This is a genomic window from Alcaligenes sp. NLF5-7, assembly GCF_024266725.1.
Taxonomy (GTDB): domain Bacteria; phylum Pseudomonadota; class Gammaproteobacteria; order Burkholderiales; family Burkholderiaceae_B; genus Alcaligenes; species Alcaligenes phenolicus.
In genome coordinates this window covers 2,058,305-2,075,528 of the sequence record NZ_CP100755.1, presented here as the reverse complement: position 1 = coordinate 2,075,528, position 17,224 = coordinate 2,058,305, and the positions used below count along the sequence as shown (strand labels likewise).

Annotated in this window: 9 protein-coding genes; 3 read left to right on the top strand and 6 right to left on the bottom strand. The window is 57.3% G+C overall.

Translation table 11 applies throughout. The features are described from left to right. From MID00_RS09620 to MID00_RS09610, 3 genes are read right to left on the bottom strand one after another with little or no spacing between them, the layout of a single operon-like run. Positions 1-1,341, bottom strand: a complete 1,341-nt coding sequence (locus tag MID00_RS09620; RefSeq protein ID WP_247966317.1) for an aminotransferase class I/II-fold pyridoxal phosphate-dependent enzyme — start codon at positions 1,339-1,341, stop codon at positions 1-3. Continuing rightward, positions 1,334-5,020, bottom strand: a complete 3,687-nt coding sequence (locus MID00_RS09615) for an SDR family NAD(P)-dependent oxidoreductase (RefSeq protein WP_254500238.1) — start codon at positions 5,018-5,020, stop codon at positions 1,334-1,336. The genes MID00_RS09620 and MID00_RS09615 overlap by 8 nt, the downstream gene beginning before the upstream one ends. Continuing rightward, on the bottom strand, positions 4,935-8,909 hold the full coding sequence (locus MID00_RS09610) for a type I polyketide synthase (RefSeq protein ID WP_254500237.1): 3,975 nt from the start codon (positions 8,907-8,909) through the stop codon (positions 4,935-4,937). The genes MID00_RS09615 and MID00_RS09610 overlap by 86 nt, the downstream gene beginning before the upstream one ends. Positions 8,910-9,911: 1,002 nt before the next feature. Between MID00_RS09610 and MID00_RS09605 the strand changes: the two genes are divergently transcribed. Next, complete coding sequence (locus MID00_RS09605) at positions 9,912-11,402, top strand: nucleobase:cation symporter-2 family protein (protein WP_125301999.1); 1,491 nt, start codon at positions 9,912-9,914, stop codon at positions 11,400-11,402. A 78-nt stretch (positions 11,403-11,480) separates the two neighbouring features. On the opposite strand, the gene MID00_RS09600 is transcribed toward MID00_RS09605, so the two are convergent. Next, positions 11,481-12,344, bottom strand: coding sequence for a DMT family transporter (locus MID00_RS09600; RefSeq protein WP_203145835.1), 864 nt, complete (start codon positions 12,342-12,344; stop codon positions 11,481-11,483). A gap of 128 nt (positions 12,345-12,472) precedes the next feature. Between MID00_RS09600 and MID00_RS09595 the strand changes: the two genes are divergently transcribed. After that, positions 12,473-13,864, top strand: a complete 1,392-nt coding sequence (locus tag MID00_RS09595) for a PLP-dependent aminotransferase family protein (RefSeq protein ID WP_254500236.1) — start codon at positions 12,473-12,475, stop codon at positions 13,862-13,864. A gap of 84 nt (positions 13,865-13,948) precedes the next feature. After that, on the top strand, positions 13,949-14,863 hold the full coding sequence (locus tag MID00_RS09590) for a DMT family transporter (protein ID WP_083054887.1): 915 nt from the start codon (positions 13,949-13,951) through the stop codon (positions 14,861-14,863). Positions 14,864-14,944: 81 nt separating this feature from the next. On the opposite strand, the gene MID00_RS09585 is transcribed toward MID00_RS09590, so the two are convergent. Both MID00_RS09585 and tagF read right to left on the bottom strand, forming a co-directional pair. Continuing rightward, a complete protein-coding gene (locus MID00_RS09585; protein WP_254500235.1) occupies positions 14,945-16,471 on the bottom strand; it encodes a PEGA domain-containing protein in 1,527 nt (508 codons plus the stop codon). A gap of 8 nt (positions 16,472-16,479) precedes the next feature. Then, positions 16,480-17,223: a type VI secretion system-associated protein TagF gene (tagF, locus tag MID00_RS09580; protein WP_254500234.1), complete on the bottom strand. Its 744-nt coding sequence runs from the start codon at positions 17,221-17,223 to the stop codon at positions 16,480-16,482. Position 17,224 lies beyond the last annotated feature (1 nt).

Below are 17,224 nucleotides of genomic sequence, written 5' to 3'. Positions count from 1 at the left end.
TTATTTCTTCATGAGCGTGTGAACGGTTTCACACGCCAGGTCTATGTCATCCTGGCTATGCGTGGAGGACAGAAAAAAGCGCAAACGCGCTGCTTTTTCTTCCACTGCAGGATGGATAATGGGTTGCACATTCAGACCGGCATCAAACAACTGGCCGGACAGTTTGACTGCTTTAAGAGAACTGCCTGTAATCGCGGGAATCACGGCGTAGCCTTCGGCAAAGCCGGTATTGATTCCCATCGAGCGCATCGAATTCAGAAACTGGCTGCCACGCTCTTGCAGGGTATGCACACGCTCGGGTTCCCGGCGCATGATCTGCAAGGCTTTAAGCGAAGCAGCCGCCAGCACGGGAGAAATCCCCACGCTGTACACAAAGCCGGAGGCGGCGTATTTGAGCAGCTCCACCAGCGCGCGGTCGCCAGCGATATAGCCGCCGCAGCTTGCCAGGGTCTTGCTCAAGGTGCCCATCCAGATATCGACATCGCGGCCTGCCACACCAAAATGCTCGTGCGAGCCGCGGCCTGTCTTGCCCAGCACGCCCAGGGCGTGGGCTTCATCGACCATCAAAAACGCTTTATACCGCCGTTTTATGTCAATAAATGCAGGCAGGTTCGGGATGTCGCCATCCATGCTGTACAAGCCTTCGATCACAATCAGCACGCGTTCAAACTGGCCACGAATCTCGGCCAGAATGCGCTCCAGGGCGGCGCTGTCGTTGTGAGGGAAGGAACGGCGGGCGGCACCCGATAACTGGATGCCTTGCAAAATACTGTTGTGGATCAGGCTATCGTGAATCACCAGATCCTTGGGACCGAACAAGTAACCAATGGTGCTGACGTTGGTGGCATGTCCACTGACAAAAACCACGCAATCATCCACCTCATAGTTCTGCGCCAGCTCTTCTTCCAGCTCACGCTGGACGCGGCGCTCGCCTGCTACCAAACGGCTGGCCGAAGCCGATGTGCCGTACTGATCCATCGCGGCTTTGGCGGCCGCATTCACTTCCGGGTGTGCAGAAAGACCCAGATAGTTGTAATTGGCAAAGTTCAGATAGTCACGCCCGTCGATACGGGTGTGCGCAGCAGCCACACCATCGTGGCTGCGGAAAAAGGGGTTACGCACGCCCATACGATCAGCCATGGCCTTGGGCACCAGCATTTTTTCGTAACCGGGATGACGGTCAAAGCGGGTGTAGGACTCCGGGATATGGCTGGCCGCCCCCTGATGGGTGGCGGACTGCTCGGCCATGCGGCCATTGCTGGCCGCTTGCCCGGTTTTACGTCCCAGAATGCGCTGTATCAGTTGTGCTTTACTGCCTGGCGCTAGATCGTTCTTACTCATTGATCAGTGATGTTCCTGTTTCTGCCAATCGCTGTACATCTTTTGCCAAGCCTTGCAAGTCAGCCTCGGACATATCGTCCCCGTGCTGACGTACGACATCGGCTACCAAGTGCCCAGCGTCCTGCTCTGCCGAGTCCTCGCCACCGGCCGTCAGCTTGTCCACAATGCGGGCCGCAACGTTCCAGACGGTGGGAGAATCATTCAGCACCATGGCGGGCAACTGCACGCCAAAGCGTTGCTCCAACCCCAGGGCCAGTTCCACAGCCATCAAGGAGTCCATGCCCAGATCATGCAAGGAGCGCTGGGTTTCAATACGGTCTACTTCGGTGCGCAGAATGTTGGCAACTTCCTGCGCCACCCACTCGGCCACCAAAGCGTGAATTTGCTCGGGCGTTTTACCCGCGATCAAGGTGTGAATATCCTGGCCATCGCTGCCTGAGTCGTGATCCTTGCGGGCACGGTTCAAGATGGCAAAGCGTTCACTTTGGGCCGAGGCCAACAAGCGTGCCAAGGCATTCCAGTCGAAGTTGGCCACAATGGACACTTCGCCATTGACGGCCAGGACGCGATCCAGTTGATCCAGTGCCTGATCCGACTGCAACGGCGCCTTGCCCAGACGTTTGCCCAAGCTGTCCTTCACGGTTTCATTGCGGGTCAGGTAACCTGCGTCGCCAATCGGTCCCCAGGCAATGCAGGACGCCGCCAGACCCAGGCTCTGGCGCAAGCGCGTCAAACCTTCCAGGCCCGCGTTGGCGGCCACATAGTTCGCCTGTCCGGGGTTACCAATGGAGGTCGTCACAGACGAATACAGCACGAAGTGGGACAGCTTCAAATCCTGAGTAGCCAGGTGCAGATTCCATGCACCCACCAACTTGGTTTGCAGCACCTTGCTCAAGCTGTCCTGATCCATATTGGCGATCAGGCGGTCATCAAACACGGCGGCAGCATGCAGCACGCCAGTCAGTGGGCTATCACCCGCCTGAATCTGCGCGACAACAGCTTGTACTGCTGCGAAATCCGTAACGTCACACGCCACGATTTGCACGCGACAGCCTTGTGCCTGGAACTGCTTCAGCAGCTCTTGTGCACCAGGGGTATCGGCACCGCGGCGACCAGCCAGGACCAGAGAGCGCACGCCACGCTTGACCAGCCATTGGGCGGAAGCCAAACCGAAGCCAGACAAGCCACCCGTAACCAACCACGTGCCCTGTTCGGACAAGTCGAGAGGAGCAGCGATTTGTTTTGCAGGCAAACGGGGTTGGGCATCCTTCAGGGAGACCACCAGCTTGCCGATGTGACGAGCCTGCTGCATGGCGCGGAATGCATCAACCACATGCTCGGCACCGAAGCTGCGGTAAGGCAGTGGGAACAGCGCGCCATCATGGAAAAGCTCCATGACTTCCTTGAACAAACGTCCCGCCAAAGCTGGGCGTCCCGTCAGCAGTTGGTCGGCATCAATACCGAAGTAGCTGATATTGCTCTTGAAGGGACGTAGACCAATCGGCGTGTTCTCGAAGAAGTCACGCTTGCCCAACTCCAGGAAACGGCCAAAAGGACTCAGGACGTCCAAACTGCGGCGCATGGCCTCACCCGCCAGCGAGTTCAGCACTACGTCCACACCTTCACCGCCAGTGGCGTCCATCACGTCCTGAGCAAAGCTCAGGCTGCGCGAATCGAACACATGGTCAGCGCCCAGCAAGGAGGCGAATACGCGTTTCTCGTCCGTGCCAGCAGTGGCATAAATCTCTGCGCCCAAATGACGGGCCAGCTGGATTGCAGCAATCCCCACACCACCTGCGGCACCGTGTATCAACACTTTTTCACCGGGCTGGATATGAGCCAGATGCGTCAGGGCGTAGTAGACCGTGAAGAACACCGTTGGAACGGTGGCGGCAGCTTCAAAATCCCAGCCTTCAGGCATGGGAGCGATAGCATCCGCACGTGTCACCACATGGCTGGCAAAGCAGGAGGAACCAAAGCCCATCACCGGCTGGCCTACCATCAAATTGGTGACATCAGCACCAACGCGTGTAACCACACCCGAGAACTCCAGACCCAGGCTGGCACCGGCAAAACCGTTTTCGACGGCTTCGTCCGGCAACAAGCCCATCAAATACATCACGTCACGGAAGTTCAGGCCCGCGGCCATGGTACGGACTTCAACCTGATCTGCAGCCAGGCTCGGCGCTTGAACAGCTTGCCATTCCAGATTGCGCAGTTGTCCGGGCACCTGAAAGTCCAGCTTGAAATGGGCATCCTGGCTTAGCTGGGCGGTCGCTGCCGCAGTAGCCTCTTCCAGTACCAAGGTATGGCGTGCGTCTTGAGACAAGACAATTTCTGTTGCTTCATCCGGCCACAGCAACTCCAGTTCCAGACGCTGAGCGACATCGCTGGCATTCACATCACCGGCCAGATCAATCAATGTGCAGGACAAGGCGGGCAGCTCGTTCATCACGACGCGACCAAAGCCCCACAAGGCCGACTGGGCGGGATTCACCGTCCAATCCAATTCCTCTGCCATCGCCGGCAAGGCGCCGCCTTGCGTCACCAGGAACAGGCGACTTGCAACGGTACGGGCGGACAAGTCCTGCGTCAGGCTCAGCAGTTGCGCGCTGGTCTGGCTGACCGCAGCAGCAGTATCGGCCCAACCCAGCATCTGCACTACATTCAGAGGACTCTCATCAGCCAGAATGTCTGCACTGAGCGGCCAGATTTGAGCGTTAACTGTTTGGCCAGCTGCTTCCAAACGGGCTTGCAACGAATGGGCTTGAACTTGAGAAGCCTCATCAAACAACAAGACCCATTTCGCTGCAGCGACGGCTTCCTGGTTTGGAATCGCCTGCGTTGTGGCGGCCTTGGCCAGCAACAAATAGGCACCTTCACTCAATTCCTGTGCGGCAGGCTCTTGCGTAGTTTGCACCTGCTCAAAACCTGCTTGCTCCAACGCCGTGTGCCAGCCTTCGGGCGACAACAAGGAGGAGGATTGCGACTCACCGGCGGCGTGCCACCAGCTTTGGTCCAGACCGGACAAGAAGTCTGCATGCCAGTCAGGGTGACACTCGGCCACCAGCAATACTCCATCCGTAGCCAGCCATTGCTTGCTCCGCATCAGGGCGGGAGGCACATGCACGGTACGGTGCAGGCTGTGGCGCAAAATCACGACATCGAACTGGGGCTTATCGACCTGCTCCAGTTGCCAGTCTTGCAGATCAAAACCGAGCACCTGCACGTTGGCCAAAGCATGGTGCTGCGTCGCCTGACGAGCCTGCAAATCAGCATCTGGCAAAGCCAATACGTATTCAAACTGGTCTTCGGTCAGGCAAGCAGCCAGAGTCTTGGGCAAATCGCTTGGGCCTACGGCGACTTCCAGTACGCGCAGCCGCTGGGAGGCGGGCAAGTTCGCAGCCAGTTCTCGCAACTGGGTTTCCAGTGCCAGACGCACACCCAGATACATGGGGTCATCGTCATACAGCACTTCAACCACGGGGGAACGGCGCAAGGAAGCCAGCAGTTTTTCGCCTGAAATATCGCCACGCAGCAAGGCCGGCAATTGGCGTCCGACCGAACCAATCTGAGTCAGTTGCGGCAAGCTGCTAGGCGAATCCTGCAAAATTGTGCGCCACAAGTCCTGGGCGGCAGGCATATCGGCCCTGCTCCACCACACGATAGCCTTCGTCATCTTGCAGCAGCTCTTCAGCGCGCAGCAGCTCGCTTAGCCAGCGGCCATACGGGCTATTCAATACTTCGGTGCTGAGTTCGGAAGGCTTTACGTTCTGGAAGGCTTCATAAATAAAGGACAGGCTCAAGGCATCCAGCAAAGGCAAAGTCTGCTGGAACCAGGTTTCTCGCTCTTGCTGCTGGTCAGCCAGTGCTGCCCAGCCGCTTTGGGCCAGTTGCTCAGGCGAGAGCGTAACGGCAACTCGCTCATCGCGAGGATGAGGACGCAGATAAGGGGTAATTTGCCAGTTGGACACCGCGTGACGATCCTGGCGCAAGAAATACGCAGCACGGAAACGGCAGGCCTGGGCGCTGGCCAACAAACGGCCATCAGCACCATACAACTCGAAATCCGCCAGTACCGAACGGGCACTGCTACGACGCAGGTGTGCACGAAAATGCGTTACCTGCCCTTCCGTAGACAGGGTGAAACGGCCTACTTTCACAGGCAGCAAGGCCACACCTTGGCCTGCTTCAATATCTTGTGCGAAGAAATCCACCAGGGACTGGTAGCACACGTCCATCAAGGCCGGGTGCAGCAGATAGCCATCTTGCTCCAGGCTGAGGGGCATCTCCAGTTCGGCACTCAGATAAGTACCTTGCACCTGCGAGGCTTTCAAACCCTGGAAGGCCGGACCGTAATCCAGACCCAGGGAATGCGCCAAGCGATAGTGTCGATCGCGATCAATCTGCAGTTCAGCCGAGGCCAGGGGCGAGAGCTCCGCCACGGGCATGCGTTCATCCGAAGCCAGAATACGACCGCTGGCGTGTACCACCCACTCGTCCTGGCTCAAGCGTTGGCGACTCTTGATATGGAAGCTGCCATCACGCGGGCTCAGCACAAAACGCAGGCTGCGGGCATGTTCACCATCAAAAACCAGCGGAGCCAGAATATCCAGCTCGTCCACCAGGATCAGTGCTTCGCCCAGCCACTCGCGGGCTGCAGCCAAAGCCATTTCCAGGTAAGCGGCACCTGGGTACACCATGGCACCACCCACTTTGTGATCCGCCAGCCAAGGCAAAATCACCGGGTCCATCACGTTTTCCCAGCTGATATCGCTATCCGGCAAACGCCAACCCAGCAAATCATGTACACGACGGCGCTCGATGGAGCGCATCCCTTCTGTGCTGTTCTTGTACCAATGACGCTCGCGCTGCCATGGGTAAACGGGCAGCTCCACTGGATTGCCTGCCACAGGGAAACGGGCTTTCAATTGGGTCGGCAATAAAGCCAGGGTATGCAAGGCCGTATCAGTCAGCCGCTGCGGGCCATCGTCATGCTTGCGCAAGCTGGACAACACCACACCCTGAACCTCACACTGAGTCAGGGTTTCACGAATGTAGCGCTGCAAAATGGCGTGCGGGCCAATTTCCAGAAATACGCGGCAGCCCTGGTTCGCCAGACAGGCAATAGCCTGCTCGAACTGCACGGGTTCGCGAATATTGCGCCACCAGTAATCCACGCCCAGCTCTTGCGGGGACAGTTCGTCGCCCGTAACGGTCGAGACAAAACGGGCTTGTGGAGCCTGCTGACCGGGCTGCAAATCGCCCAGGCTCTTTTCCAGATGCGGCAGCAAGCCATCCATATAGGGACTGTGAAAGGCGTAATCCAAATCCAGCAGGCGGAAAAAAACGCTTTGGCCTTCCAAGGCAGATTGAATGCGCAGCAAGCCGTCCAGACTGCCGGACAGAGTGATATTGGAAGGGCTGTTTACCCCCGCCACATTCACGCCCAAGTCCGCACCCAAGCCTTCCAGCAAGGTGTTCACCGCTTCGTGCGACAGACCGATAACGGCCATCCGGCCTTGGCCACGAGTCAGACCTTGAGCCTGACTACGGGCACAAATAACGCGTATGGCTTGTTCCAGATCCAAGGCACCAGCGGCCCAGGCAGCAGCGATTTCGCCCACACTGTGGCCAGCCACGGCATCAGGTTCAATGCCATCTTCGCGCAGCATGCGCGTCACAATAACTTGCACCGCAAACAACAAGGGCTGGGCGACTGTCGTGTCGTCCATGCGGGAAGCGGCAGGTTCGGCCTGCAATTGCTCCAGCAGCGAAAAGCCCGCCAAGGGCTGCATCATGGCGTCCAGTTCGGACAGCAAAGCCGAAAAACGAGGGGACCCGCGCAACAAGGTCACGCCCATGCCCAGCCACTGCGCTCCGTTACCGGCGTAGACAAAGGCCAATTGGCCTTCTTTGCTCAGGGCGTCTACGGTTTGCAAACCTTGTGGGGCTTGGCCTTGCGCGTAAGCACGCAATTGCGCCACGCCTTCTTCAACCGTTTCGGGCTGAATGATCAAACAACGAGCCAAAGTCTGACGACGGTGAGTGACCGCGTAGCTGACATCGTAAAAATCTTGCGCCGTCTTGCCGTCCAGCAAGTCCGCATAATTACCCGCTTGCTCACGCAGAGCGGCTTCTGTCTTGGCCGACAAGACCAAAGGCGGCAAACCCGAGTTCGGCACCGTTGCCGATTGGGCAGTTGTCGCTACAGGAGCCTGCAACAAGACGTGGGCGTTGGCACCACCAAAGCCAAACGAGTTAAGTCCTGCGACCAAAGGCTTGCCATCGGTGCGCTGCAACTCGCGGCCCTGGGGCAGCAGCTCCAGATTCAAACCATCAAAATCAATGGCGGGATTGGGGGTATTCAAGTGCAAAGCGGGCGGCAAGGCTTGGTGCTGCAATGCCAGCACTGTCTTGACCAGGCCAGCCATGCCGGAGGCCGATTCCATATGGCCCAAGTTCGCTTTGACTGAACCAATAGGCAAACGCTGTTCACGCGATTTGCCATACACCGCGCTGATGGCGGTGGTTTCAACAGGATCGCCTACGGCTGTACCGGTACCGTGGGCTTCTACAAAGTCAACATCAGCCGCTGTCAGGCCACTGCGCTCCAGCACGGAGCGCATCAACTCAATTTGTCCCTGGCAGCTAGGAATAGTAATGCCGGTCTTGCGAGCCCCATCGGCATTCACGCCTGTTGCCAAAATGACGGCCTGTACCTGGTCGCCATCGGCCAGCGCCTGCTCCAGGGGCTTGAGCATCAGTACCGCGCCACCTTCGGACCGCACGTAACCATTACCAGCCTCATCAAACGCCTTGCAACGGCCATCCGCCGATAGCATCGACGCTTTGGTAAAGCCAACAAAGGGATAAGGGTGCAGCAACAGATTGACGCCACCGACCAAGGCTGTCGAAGCCTCGCCATTGCGCAAACTTGAGCAGGCTTGATGCAAAGCGACCAAAGAAGACGAGCAGGCGGTATCCACCGCCATGGACGGACCGTGCAGGTCGTAGATATAGGACAGACGGTTGGCGGCGATACTCATGGTATTGCCGGTCATCATATGTGCTGTCAGGCTGGCTAAATCGTCCAGACCGCGCATGCCGTAATCCAGGCCGGAAATACCAACATAAACCGCACAGTCACTACCGGCCATGCTGGAGGGCAAGACGCCCGCATTCTCCATGGCTTCCCAGGACAGCTCCAGTAACAAGCGTTGTTGGGGGTCCAGCCAGGCGGCTTCGCGAGGGGAAATGCCGAAAAAGTCCGCATCGAACTCGTCGATGCGCGACAAGACACCAGCCGAAAAAGTAATGCTACGCCCCGGCTCGGACCTTTTATCGTGTTGCAACTCGGCCGTCGCCCAGCGATCCGCCGGGATTTCCGTAACCAGGTCGCGTTTTTCAATTAAGGCATTCCAGAACTGGTCGGGCTGCGACAGGTCACCCGGAAAGCGAAACGCCATACCAATAATGGCGATTGCTCCAGACGCAGTATTGCTTTTATTAATATCCGTACGGGATGCTTCTAACTCCTTAGCACCCTTGCCTGTATTTTGAGACACGCACCCTACCCTTTCGATCTTTACTGACTTGCCCTGTCACCGTGGAGCACGGAATAGTCATATTTGATAAAACGCTATTTCGGACAACGACTTCTGACATAGCCGTGTCGCAGGCAGCACACCAGTAAACAATGGCGAAACTTACATCCCGTTACTATGATTTACAAACCCCAATTACATGGAATATATATAAACTCTATGCAATTCGATGATATTTATTTTCGAATTTTATTTAAGCAATAATGCTAAAAATAAAATATTCAAATAAAATATTCCCTGACGATATTATTCTATTTATTGTTAACCAAAAAAAACGAGTGTTTGAAAAATAACAAAGCCTTGGGTATATTTACCAAGGCTGTCTAATCAAGACACTAGGCAAAATATCAAAGATTTTTTTATTTCGTCGCCACCTTTAGCGAAATAAAAACTTCAATTCGACATTAAGCAAAGACTGTTCTTCGCCAAAAAATCCTGCCTACTTGGCGGTAGCCTGCTGCACTGCAAAAAGATTAGCAGCTGCGAATGTTACCATTACGCAGTTGTTCTAATCTATAAAGAATTGAAATCGGGCAGGGCCGCACTGTAACAATCCGATGCTGTGCTAAAGCCGCCAGACGAGCTTTTTCAGGACTATCAGGCAGCTTACAAGGCAGTCATAACTTACACTTGCTGACGTTCCAATAGGCCTGACACAACCATCAAGTCGTAGTGAAAAACTCATTTTTGATACAAACACGACATACGCGCGACGAGCGCGAACCCGTTACTGGTGCCGGTATACAACGACCTTCCCCCATGACCTGACCATGTGTCACCAAAGCAGTGTTTTCCCTTAGCCGCATCAAAAACGCCCAAATCAGGGCGTTTTTTTTGGGGGTTATCCCTCATCTATAGCTAGGTCCACCTAGGCTCTATACGAATTGTCTTATGACAGGGCTGTCGCACGCCGTTACATTGAAATGGCTTCATCTAATAATTAATCCACTCTGGAGACATTTCATGGGTACGAACGCGACCACCGCACCCGTCGACGAACGATTACCGAACGGCAGGCTTGCTGCGCTGGGCTTGCAGCACGTTCTGGTAATGTACGCCGGTGCCGTCGCGGTTCCACTAATTGTGGGCCGGGCATTAAACCTGACGTCTGAAGAAGTATCGATCCTGATTGCTGCTGACCTGTTTGTCTGCGGCATCGTGTCCATCATCCAATCGATGGGCTTTACGCAGTATTTTGGTATCAAGCTGCCCGTCATGATGGGTGTGACCTTTGCCGCTGTCGGCCCCATGGTCTCCATGGCACAGGCCAACCCCGGCCAGGAAGGAGCCCAGTTGCTCTTTGGCACGGTCATCGGGGCAGGGATCATCACCATGATCATCGCCCCTGCCGTCAGCCGCATGCTGCGCTTTTTCCCGCCTGTGGTCACCGGCACCATTATTGCCATGATCGGCATTACGCTGATGCGAGTGGGGATCAACTGGATTTTCGGTAACCCTGTTGGCCCTACCGCCCCCACGGTCATCAACCCCGACCACCTGGCCTGGATTCAGCACGCACAATCGGCCGCGGCCATGCCCGGCTCGGCCTTGCCCCCACCTCCAGAAGGTCTGGCCCTGAAAGCAACGGTACCGAACCCGCGCTACGCCAACCTGACTGGCCTGGGTATTGCCGCCATCGTGCTGACCTCGATTCTGCTGATCGCCAAATTTGCCAAAGGCTTTCTGGCTAACGTGGCCGTCTTGCTGGGTATTGTTATTGGCGCCGTTGTGGCCTCGGCCATGGGCATCATGACCTACGAGAAAGTCGCCAATGCAGCTTGGGTTGATCTGGTTCTGCCCTTCCACTTCGGGATGCCCAAGTTCAATATCCTGCACATTGCGACCATGACACTGGTCATGATTGTGGTGCTGATTGAGTCTACCGGCATGTTCCTGGCTCTTAGCGACATGACAGGCAAGAAAGTGGATCAGAAAGATCTGGCACGCGGCCTGCGCACCGACGGTCTGGGCACCTTGCTGGGCGGTATCTTCAACACCTTCCCCTACTCCAGCTTTTCGCAAAACGTGGGCCTGGTTGCCGTGACAGGCGTGCGCAGCCGCTTTGTCTGCGTGGCCGGGGGTGTGATTTTGATCATTCTGGGCCTGCTGCCCAAAATGGCTGCCCTGGTTGAGTCCCTGCCCACCGTGGTTCTGGGCGGCGCCGGGATTGTGATGTTCGGTATGGTGACGGCTACTGGTATCCGCATTCTGTCCGGCGTGGATTACAAGACCAACCGCAACAACTCCATGATTGTGGCTATCTCCATTGGCGTGGGCATGATTCCTCTGGTTGCGCCCAACTACATGCAGTGGATGCCTCACGCCATTCACCCGCTGATCGAATCGGGCATCCTGCTGACCTCGATTGCTGCCGTTCTGCTGAACTTGTTCTTTAATGGTGCTAAAGAAGATACGCATGCAGCGGTAGAAGCAGCCAAGCACGCGGAAGCCTAAAACGCTTGCTCAGCTTGTCTTGAAACCGGCCTGTCCATGAATGGGACAGGCCGGTTTTTTATCGTCCGGCTTCTGCCATCACGAAGCAAAGCGCCGCGCCCCCGCCACGCACAAGGCAGCGCCTAAAGTCACCCAGATCATGCTGGCATTGACGGACTCACCCAGCAAGGCGGCAGCCAGTCCCAGGCCCATAAAAGGCTGCAACAACTGCAGTTGCCCCACTGCGGCAATCCCTCCCTGCGCCAACCCCCGATACCAGAACACAAATCCCAGGAACATGCTGAACACTGACACATAGCCGAAACCTAACCAGGCTGCTGTATTCACATTGCTGAATGTTTGCGGCCAGAACCACAGCATCATGACGAACATGAAAGGCGAGGAGAGCACCAGGGCCCAGCAAATAACTTGCCAGCCACCCAAACGACGCGACAGGCGTCCACCTTCGGCATAACCCAAGCCACACACCACCACGGCGGCCAGCATATACAGGTCCCCTTGCCAGGCCGCATCCAGACCTTCTCGCGCAGCATAGGCCATCACCAGCAAGCAGCCCAAAACAGAGCACAGCCAGAACACGGGCTTATGCCGCTCTCCGGCCAAGACTACCCCGAAGAGGGCTGTGCACAAAGGCAACAAGGCGACATACACAATAGAATGCGCCGAAGTGATGTACTGCAAGGCCAGCGCCGTCAACAAGGGAAACCCCAGCACGACACCAAAACCAACCACGGCCAAGGGTAACAAGTCTGATCGCTTTGGCCGTGCCACACGCCCGACCAGCAACCAGACCGCTGCCAACAAGGCAGCGACTACCGCTCGCGCGCCAGTCAGGAAAAAAGGATCCATGCCCAGAACAGCAACACGTGTAGCCGGCAGAGATCCGGCGAAGATTGCTACACCTATAAAGCCATTTAGCCAGCTGACTGCCTTGCTATCCATCATTCACTCTCCAACAAAGATGCTTGTCAGTACAACACAGCTATGCCAGCATACACAGGCACAGTACAGTACAGTTTTAAAAAACTGTACTTCTCACCGGACCCATACACCGTACCCGAGCCCGCCTCATGTCTGCTTTGACCCGTATCGACTACATCATGCAATCCGTACGTAAACGCATCGCGGCACGGACCTACCCGCCCGGCACCCGCCTGCCATCCGTACGCGCACAAGCAAAATCGGCGGGCGTGTCGGTGTCCACGATTGTCGAAGCCTATGGCAGGCTGGCCGCTGAAGGTCTGATCGAGGCTCGCGCGGGTTCCGGTTTTTATGTGACGGCTCCTTTGGCTCCACTCAGCTTGGCTGCACTGGAGCCAGCTCTGGAAAAAGATATCGATCCTTTATGGATCTCGCGCCAATCCTTGGAAGCCGAGGCCGATGTCCTGATGCCCGGCTGTGGGTGGCTGCCCTCGGATTGGATGTATGACCAAGGAGTGCGCCGCGGTTTACGTAAGGCCGCCCGTAGCCCCAGCGCGGACTTGACGGACTACGGCTCGCCTCTGGGCCTAGAGCCCTTGCGACAAATGCTGGCCCGTCGTCTCGTGCAGTCCGAAATAGATGCTGCCCCGCATCACATCATGCTGACCGACTCGGGCACTCAAGCTATTGACCTGCTTTGTCGCTTCTTTCTGGAGCCAGGCGATACGGTCCTGGTGGACGACCCCTGCTACTTCAATTTCCATGCGCTGCTGCGAGCGCATCGGGCCAAAATCGCCAGCGTGCCCTATACTCATCAGGGCCCTGATCTGGCGGCCTTTGAGGCTGCCCTTAAAGAACACAAACCCCGCCTGTACATCACCAATTCAGGCATACACAATCCAACCGGCGCACGTCTTTCGGCCATGACGGCCCATAGCGTGCTGGCCATGGCGCAACGCGCCGACCTCTACATTATTGAGGACGATATTTTCGGGGATCTGGAGACCCGACCCGCTACCCGACTGGCGGCACTGGATGGGCTGTCCCGCGTAGTACAGATAGGCAGTTTTTCCAAAACACTGTCGGCCGCCTTGCGCTGCGGTTATATCGCGGCCCAGACTCCATGGATCGAGAGCCTGGTCGACTTGCGTACCGCCACCAGTTTCAGCAGCAACCGCCTGGCCTCGCATATTCTGAACAGCGCGCTTGGCGACAGCGGCTATCGCAAACATCTGGAACGAGTTCGATACCGGCTCTCCAAAGCCATGGATCATGCCGTGGCACAGCTGGAGCAACTTGGCCTGACGCCATGGCTGCGCCCCCGCGAGGGCATGTTTCTCTGGGTCCGTCTGCCCGCCGGGCATGATGCCCTGACGTTGACACGCGCCTGTCTACCCCATGGCATCGTGCTGGCCCCTGGCCCTGTTTTCAGCCAAGCTCCTGATGCTGTCCAGTTTCTGCGCTTCAACGTCGCTCAATGCGGGGACAAACGCGTCTTCAACGTCCTGAAACGGGCTTTGAACAACGAGCTGTCTGTTTAAAGCATCAAGGGATTTCAGACCTTCCACTTGAACGCCCCGCATCAGTGTCCTGGTCGCTACCAGAGGATTACAATCGGCTCTGTTATGCGGCCCATGCGGACCGCCGCCACCAATCTGACTCCCATGTCCCCCAAAGACTTACGCGATTTATTCCTGCTGGCCGCCATCTGGGGCGGCTCGTTTTTATTTACGCTGCAAGCGGTCCCCGACTTTGGCCCCTTTCCCCTGACCGCCATACGGGTCGGTGTCAGCGCCCTGGCCTTGATGAGCTACATCACCGCCACGGGACGCTTGCCCATCTTTCTGGCGAACTGGAAACCCATCTTTGCGCTGGGCATTCTGAATGCCGCCGTGCCCTTCTCCTTATACGCCTTCGCAGCCTTGCGACTGGAGTCGGGATTGCTGGCCGTCTTGAATGCCATGGCTCCCTTGTTCGGCGCACTGGTGGCACGAGTCTGGTTGAAAGAGCGCCTGACACCCAGCCGCATTCTGGGCCTGTGTCTGGGCTTTCTGGGCATTCTGATTCTGGTGTACGACAAGCTCAGCTTCAATAAAGGCGCCGAAGGCTGGGCTGTGCTGGCATCTTTGCTGGCCACAGTGTTTTACGGTATTGCCGCCAACTTTACCGCCCGCTATCTGCGCGGCGTGCAGCCACAGGCAGTAGCAGCAGGCAGCATGGTCAGCGCAACATTGGTTCTATTGCCCGCAGCCATTTACTGGTGGCCCGCACAGTTTCCGGGCCTGCATGCCTGGGGGGCTGCGCTGTCCTTATCCCTGCTGTGCACGGCCGTCGCCTATCTGATTTTTTACCGCCTTCTGTCCAATGTCGGCCCCTCCAAAACCATTACGGTGACCTTTTTGGTGCCACCTTTTGGGGTGTTGTGGGGTGCCTTGCTGCTGGACGAGGCCCTGACCGCACAGATGCTGATCGGTATGAGTACCGTTCTGTTCGGGACATTGCTGGCTACAGGGCTGATCGGCAAGCGCAAGACGACGTAAGTCAGCTACGCCGCCTTCAAGCGTCTTCGTTCTCGGTTCTCGGTTCTCGGTTCTCGGTTCTCGGTTCTCGGTTCTCGCAGCCTATTTGAACTCGTGACTGACGCTGGCCGTCTTTCCTGAGCGCACTCGAATTGTTGTGCTGAACTCTGGCAATCCCGCATTCTTGACAACAATGCGGTGCGAGCCTGGAGCCAGTGACAAGGACTTCAAAGGCGGGCTGACACCTTGCTTTCGGCCATTCACATAGACCTCCCCCCAAGGCCGTATATCCAGGGCGATTGTGCCCTTGGCAGGTGGCGCAGGCTTGGCAGCGACCGGCTCCGGTTGTTCCACATGATCGACTTGCGCGGTAGGCTCAGAGGATTCGGTTTGTGTGCTTGTGGCAAGTCCTGAAGCATCGGCCGAGGCAGTCCCGGTAGTTCCCATTGTTCCGGCTGTTCCGGCTGTTCCGGCTGTTCCGGCTGTTCCGGCTGTTCCGGCTGTTCCGGCTGTTCCGGCAGCATGATCGGCCAAAACCAGGCGAGCTGCATCATCCGATGTGTTTTGTGTTTGAACTGGCAAAGCAGGCTGCAAAGCTCCCGACTCGGCCAGCAGTTTCAACTCCGTTGTTGTCGCGGCTTGCGAGCCCGAAGCCTGGGCTAATTGCTGCCCTGTCACCGAGTCATTTTGTGCACCTGTCGACTGCGACCCAAGCTGATCTGATCCTGCCACCGAAGGCTGCCCCGATTGGGAGGCAGACCCCACCCCTGCACCCAAAGCAGCCACATCATTCGGCTTGGACTCTCCATCCGCTACCAGCCCGCCCTGCAACTCCGACGTGATTGATCCCGGTCCCGGCCTTGATGTGGACTCCTCAGGCGTGTCGCCCACCACCGCCGGACGATTGGCATCAGACGAAGCAACAGCGGGCCCGGAAGTATCGCCATCGCCGCTCCAATACGCCGCCCCCAGCCCTGCCAGAACGATTACTGCCAAGCCCGCCAGCCACAATGGCAAGGAAGGCCGCCGTTCAGGCGTAATCGGCAGCACAGTTTGCGCAGCGGGAGCATGTGCGGGCACAGGCTCTGGCACTTGCCCCAATCGTTCCAGCCTTCGGTAAGAAGCCATGGACTGAGGCCGCTGCACCCAGTCAAGGGCCAGACCCTGCAACATGGCCTGCGTCGGACCGTCCGCGTCCTCGTCCATCACCACAGGATCTTTCAACTGCCGCCAAGGGGCGGCCATCAGAGGAAAGCCCGTTGTCAGTTGCCAGCGCAAGGCCGCATAAGCGTAGACATCCGTCCAAGGGCCAGCAGGCCGCACAGGATCATCCACATATTGCTCGGGGGCCGCGCAAGGCTCATCAAAGGCCATACCCTGAGCACGCGCCTGTGCCAGACTGCGCTTGTGCATGTTCTGCTCCAGCGGCAATAACTGAACCAGACCTTCATCACTCAAAACCACCGTATCCAGCCCCAGCGCGCCATACCATTCCTGGCTCTCATGCAGCTCGGCCAGTTGCAAAGCCAATTGATCCAGAATCACCAGCCGTTGGTCCAGCAGCAAAGAGTCCAGAATCTGCCCCAAAGGGCGACCCTGGACATCCTTGGCAGAGTTTGTACGTTTCATGAGGGATCTCACCATGGTTGATAAGCGCGGCTTGCTGCATCTGCCGCTGTTGCTGACACGAACAAGCGCCGAAACAGGGCCAGACTTAGCTCGCCACTGTGCGTCACGCTGCGCCAGCCAGGATTGTTCATGCCCAGGCACCACCAGTAACTACGGTGGGAGCCGGGCTCCAGACAAGGCTGCAGGACAGCCCACGGGTCTTGTGGCACAGACGGCGCACGAGAGCCATACAAAACATCCAGAATGTCCTGCCCGGCATCACGCTGCTCGGACTGGGCGGCGGCACTCTCCGCCAGCAAACCGGCATAAGGCACGGCACTACACAAAGTCTGATCCAACTGGGTTGCCGCCCAGCAAAACCGCACCCCTTGCTGCAAGGACAGGCCCAATTGCTCAACCATATTGGCCAGTACAGGCAGACGGACACGCCGACATTGCTCGGCATTCAAAGGCACCAAAGCGCACACCAGATACTCGCGCCCAACCCGGTCCTGACTGGGCATAACCGCCCCTGCTTGCACACCCCCATGCGGCAAGGACATCAGAAATCCCCAGGCATGGACGGGCGAGCTGGGCATATTGGCTCCAGCCGTCTTGCTGGGCGAACGAATCTGGCTGACACCACTGCTGAACCAGCGCTCCCACGGCAACAAAATCGGCTCGGGCATACGTCTGCGCACAAAGTCCCCCATGGCCGGAATCTTGCCGTACCACATCACCACCGGGCTGGAACCGAAATCATCCTGGCGCATC

Bases quoted from the DNA above. Each gene is read 5' to 3' on its own strand.
- MID00_RS09600 (WP_203145835.1), bottom strand. From the start codon at position 12,344: ATGGATAGCAAGGCAGTCAGCTGGCTAAATGGCTTTATAGGTGTAGCA.
- MID00_RS09620 (WP_247966317.1), bottom strand. From the start codon at position 1,341: ATGAGTAAGAACGATCTAGCGCCAGGCAGTAAAGCACAACTGATACAG.
- tagF (WP_254500234.1), bottom strand. From the start codon at position 17,223: ATGCGCCAGGATGATTTCGGTTCCAGCCCGGTGGTGATGTGGTACGGC.
- MID00_RS09590 (WP_083054887.1), top strand. From the start codon at position 13,949: ATGCGGCCCATGCGGACCGCCGCCACCAATCTGACTCCCATGTCCCCC.
- MID00_RS09605 (WP_125301999.1), top strand. From the start codon at position 9,912: ATGGGTACGAACGCGACCACCGCACCCGTCGACGAACGATTACCGAAC.
- MID00_RS09595 (WP_254500236.1), top strand. From the start codon at position 12,473: ATGTCTGCTTTGACCCGTATCGACTACATCATGCAATCCGTACGTAAA.
- MID00_RS09615 (WP_254500238.1), bottom strand. From the start codon at position 5,020: ATGACGAAGGCTATCGTGTGGTGGAGCAGGGCCGATATGCCTGCCGCC.
- MID00_RS09585 (WP_254500235.1), bottom strand. From the start codon at position 16,471: ATGAAACGTACAAACTCTGCCAAGGATGTCCAGGGTCGCCCTTTGGGG.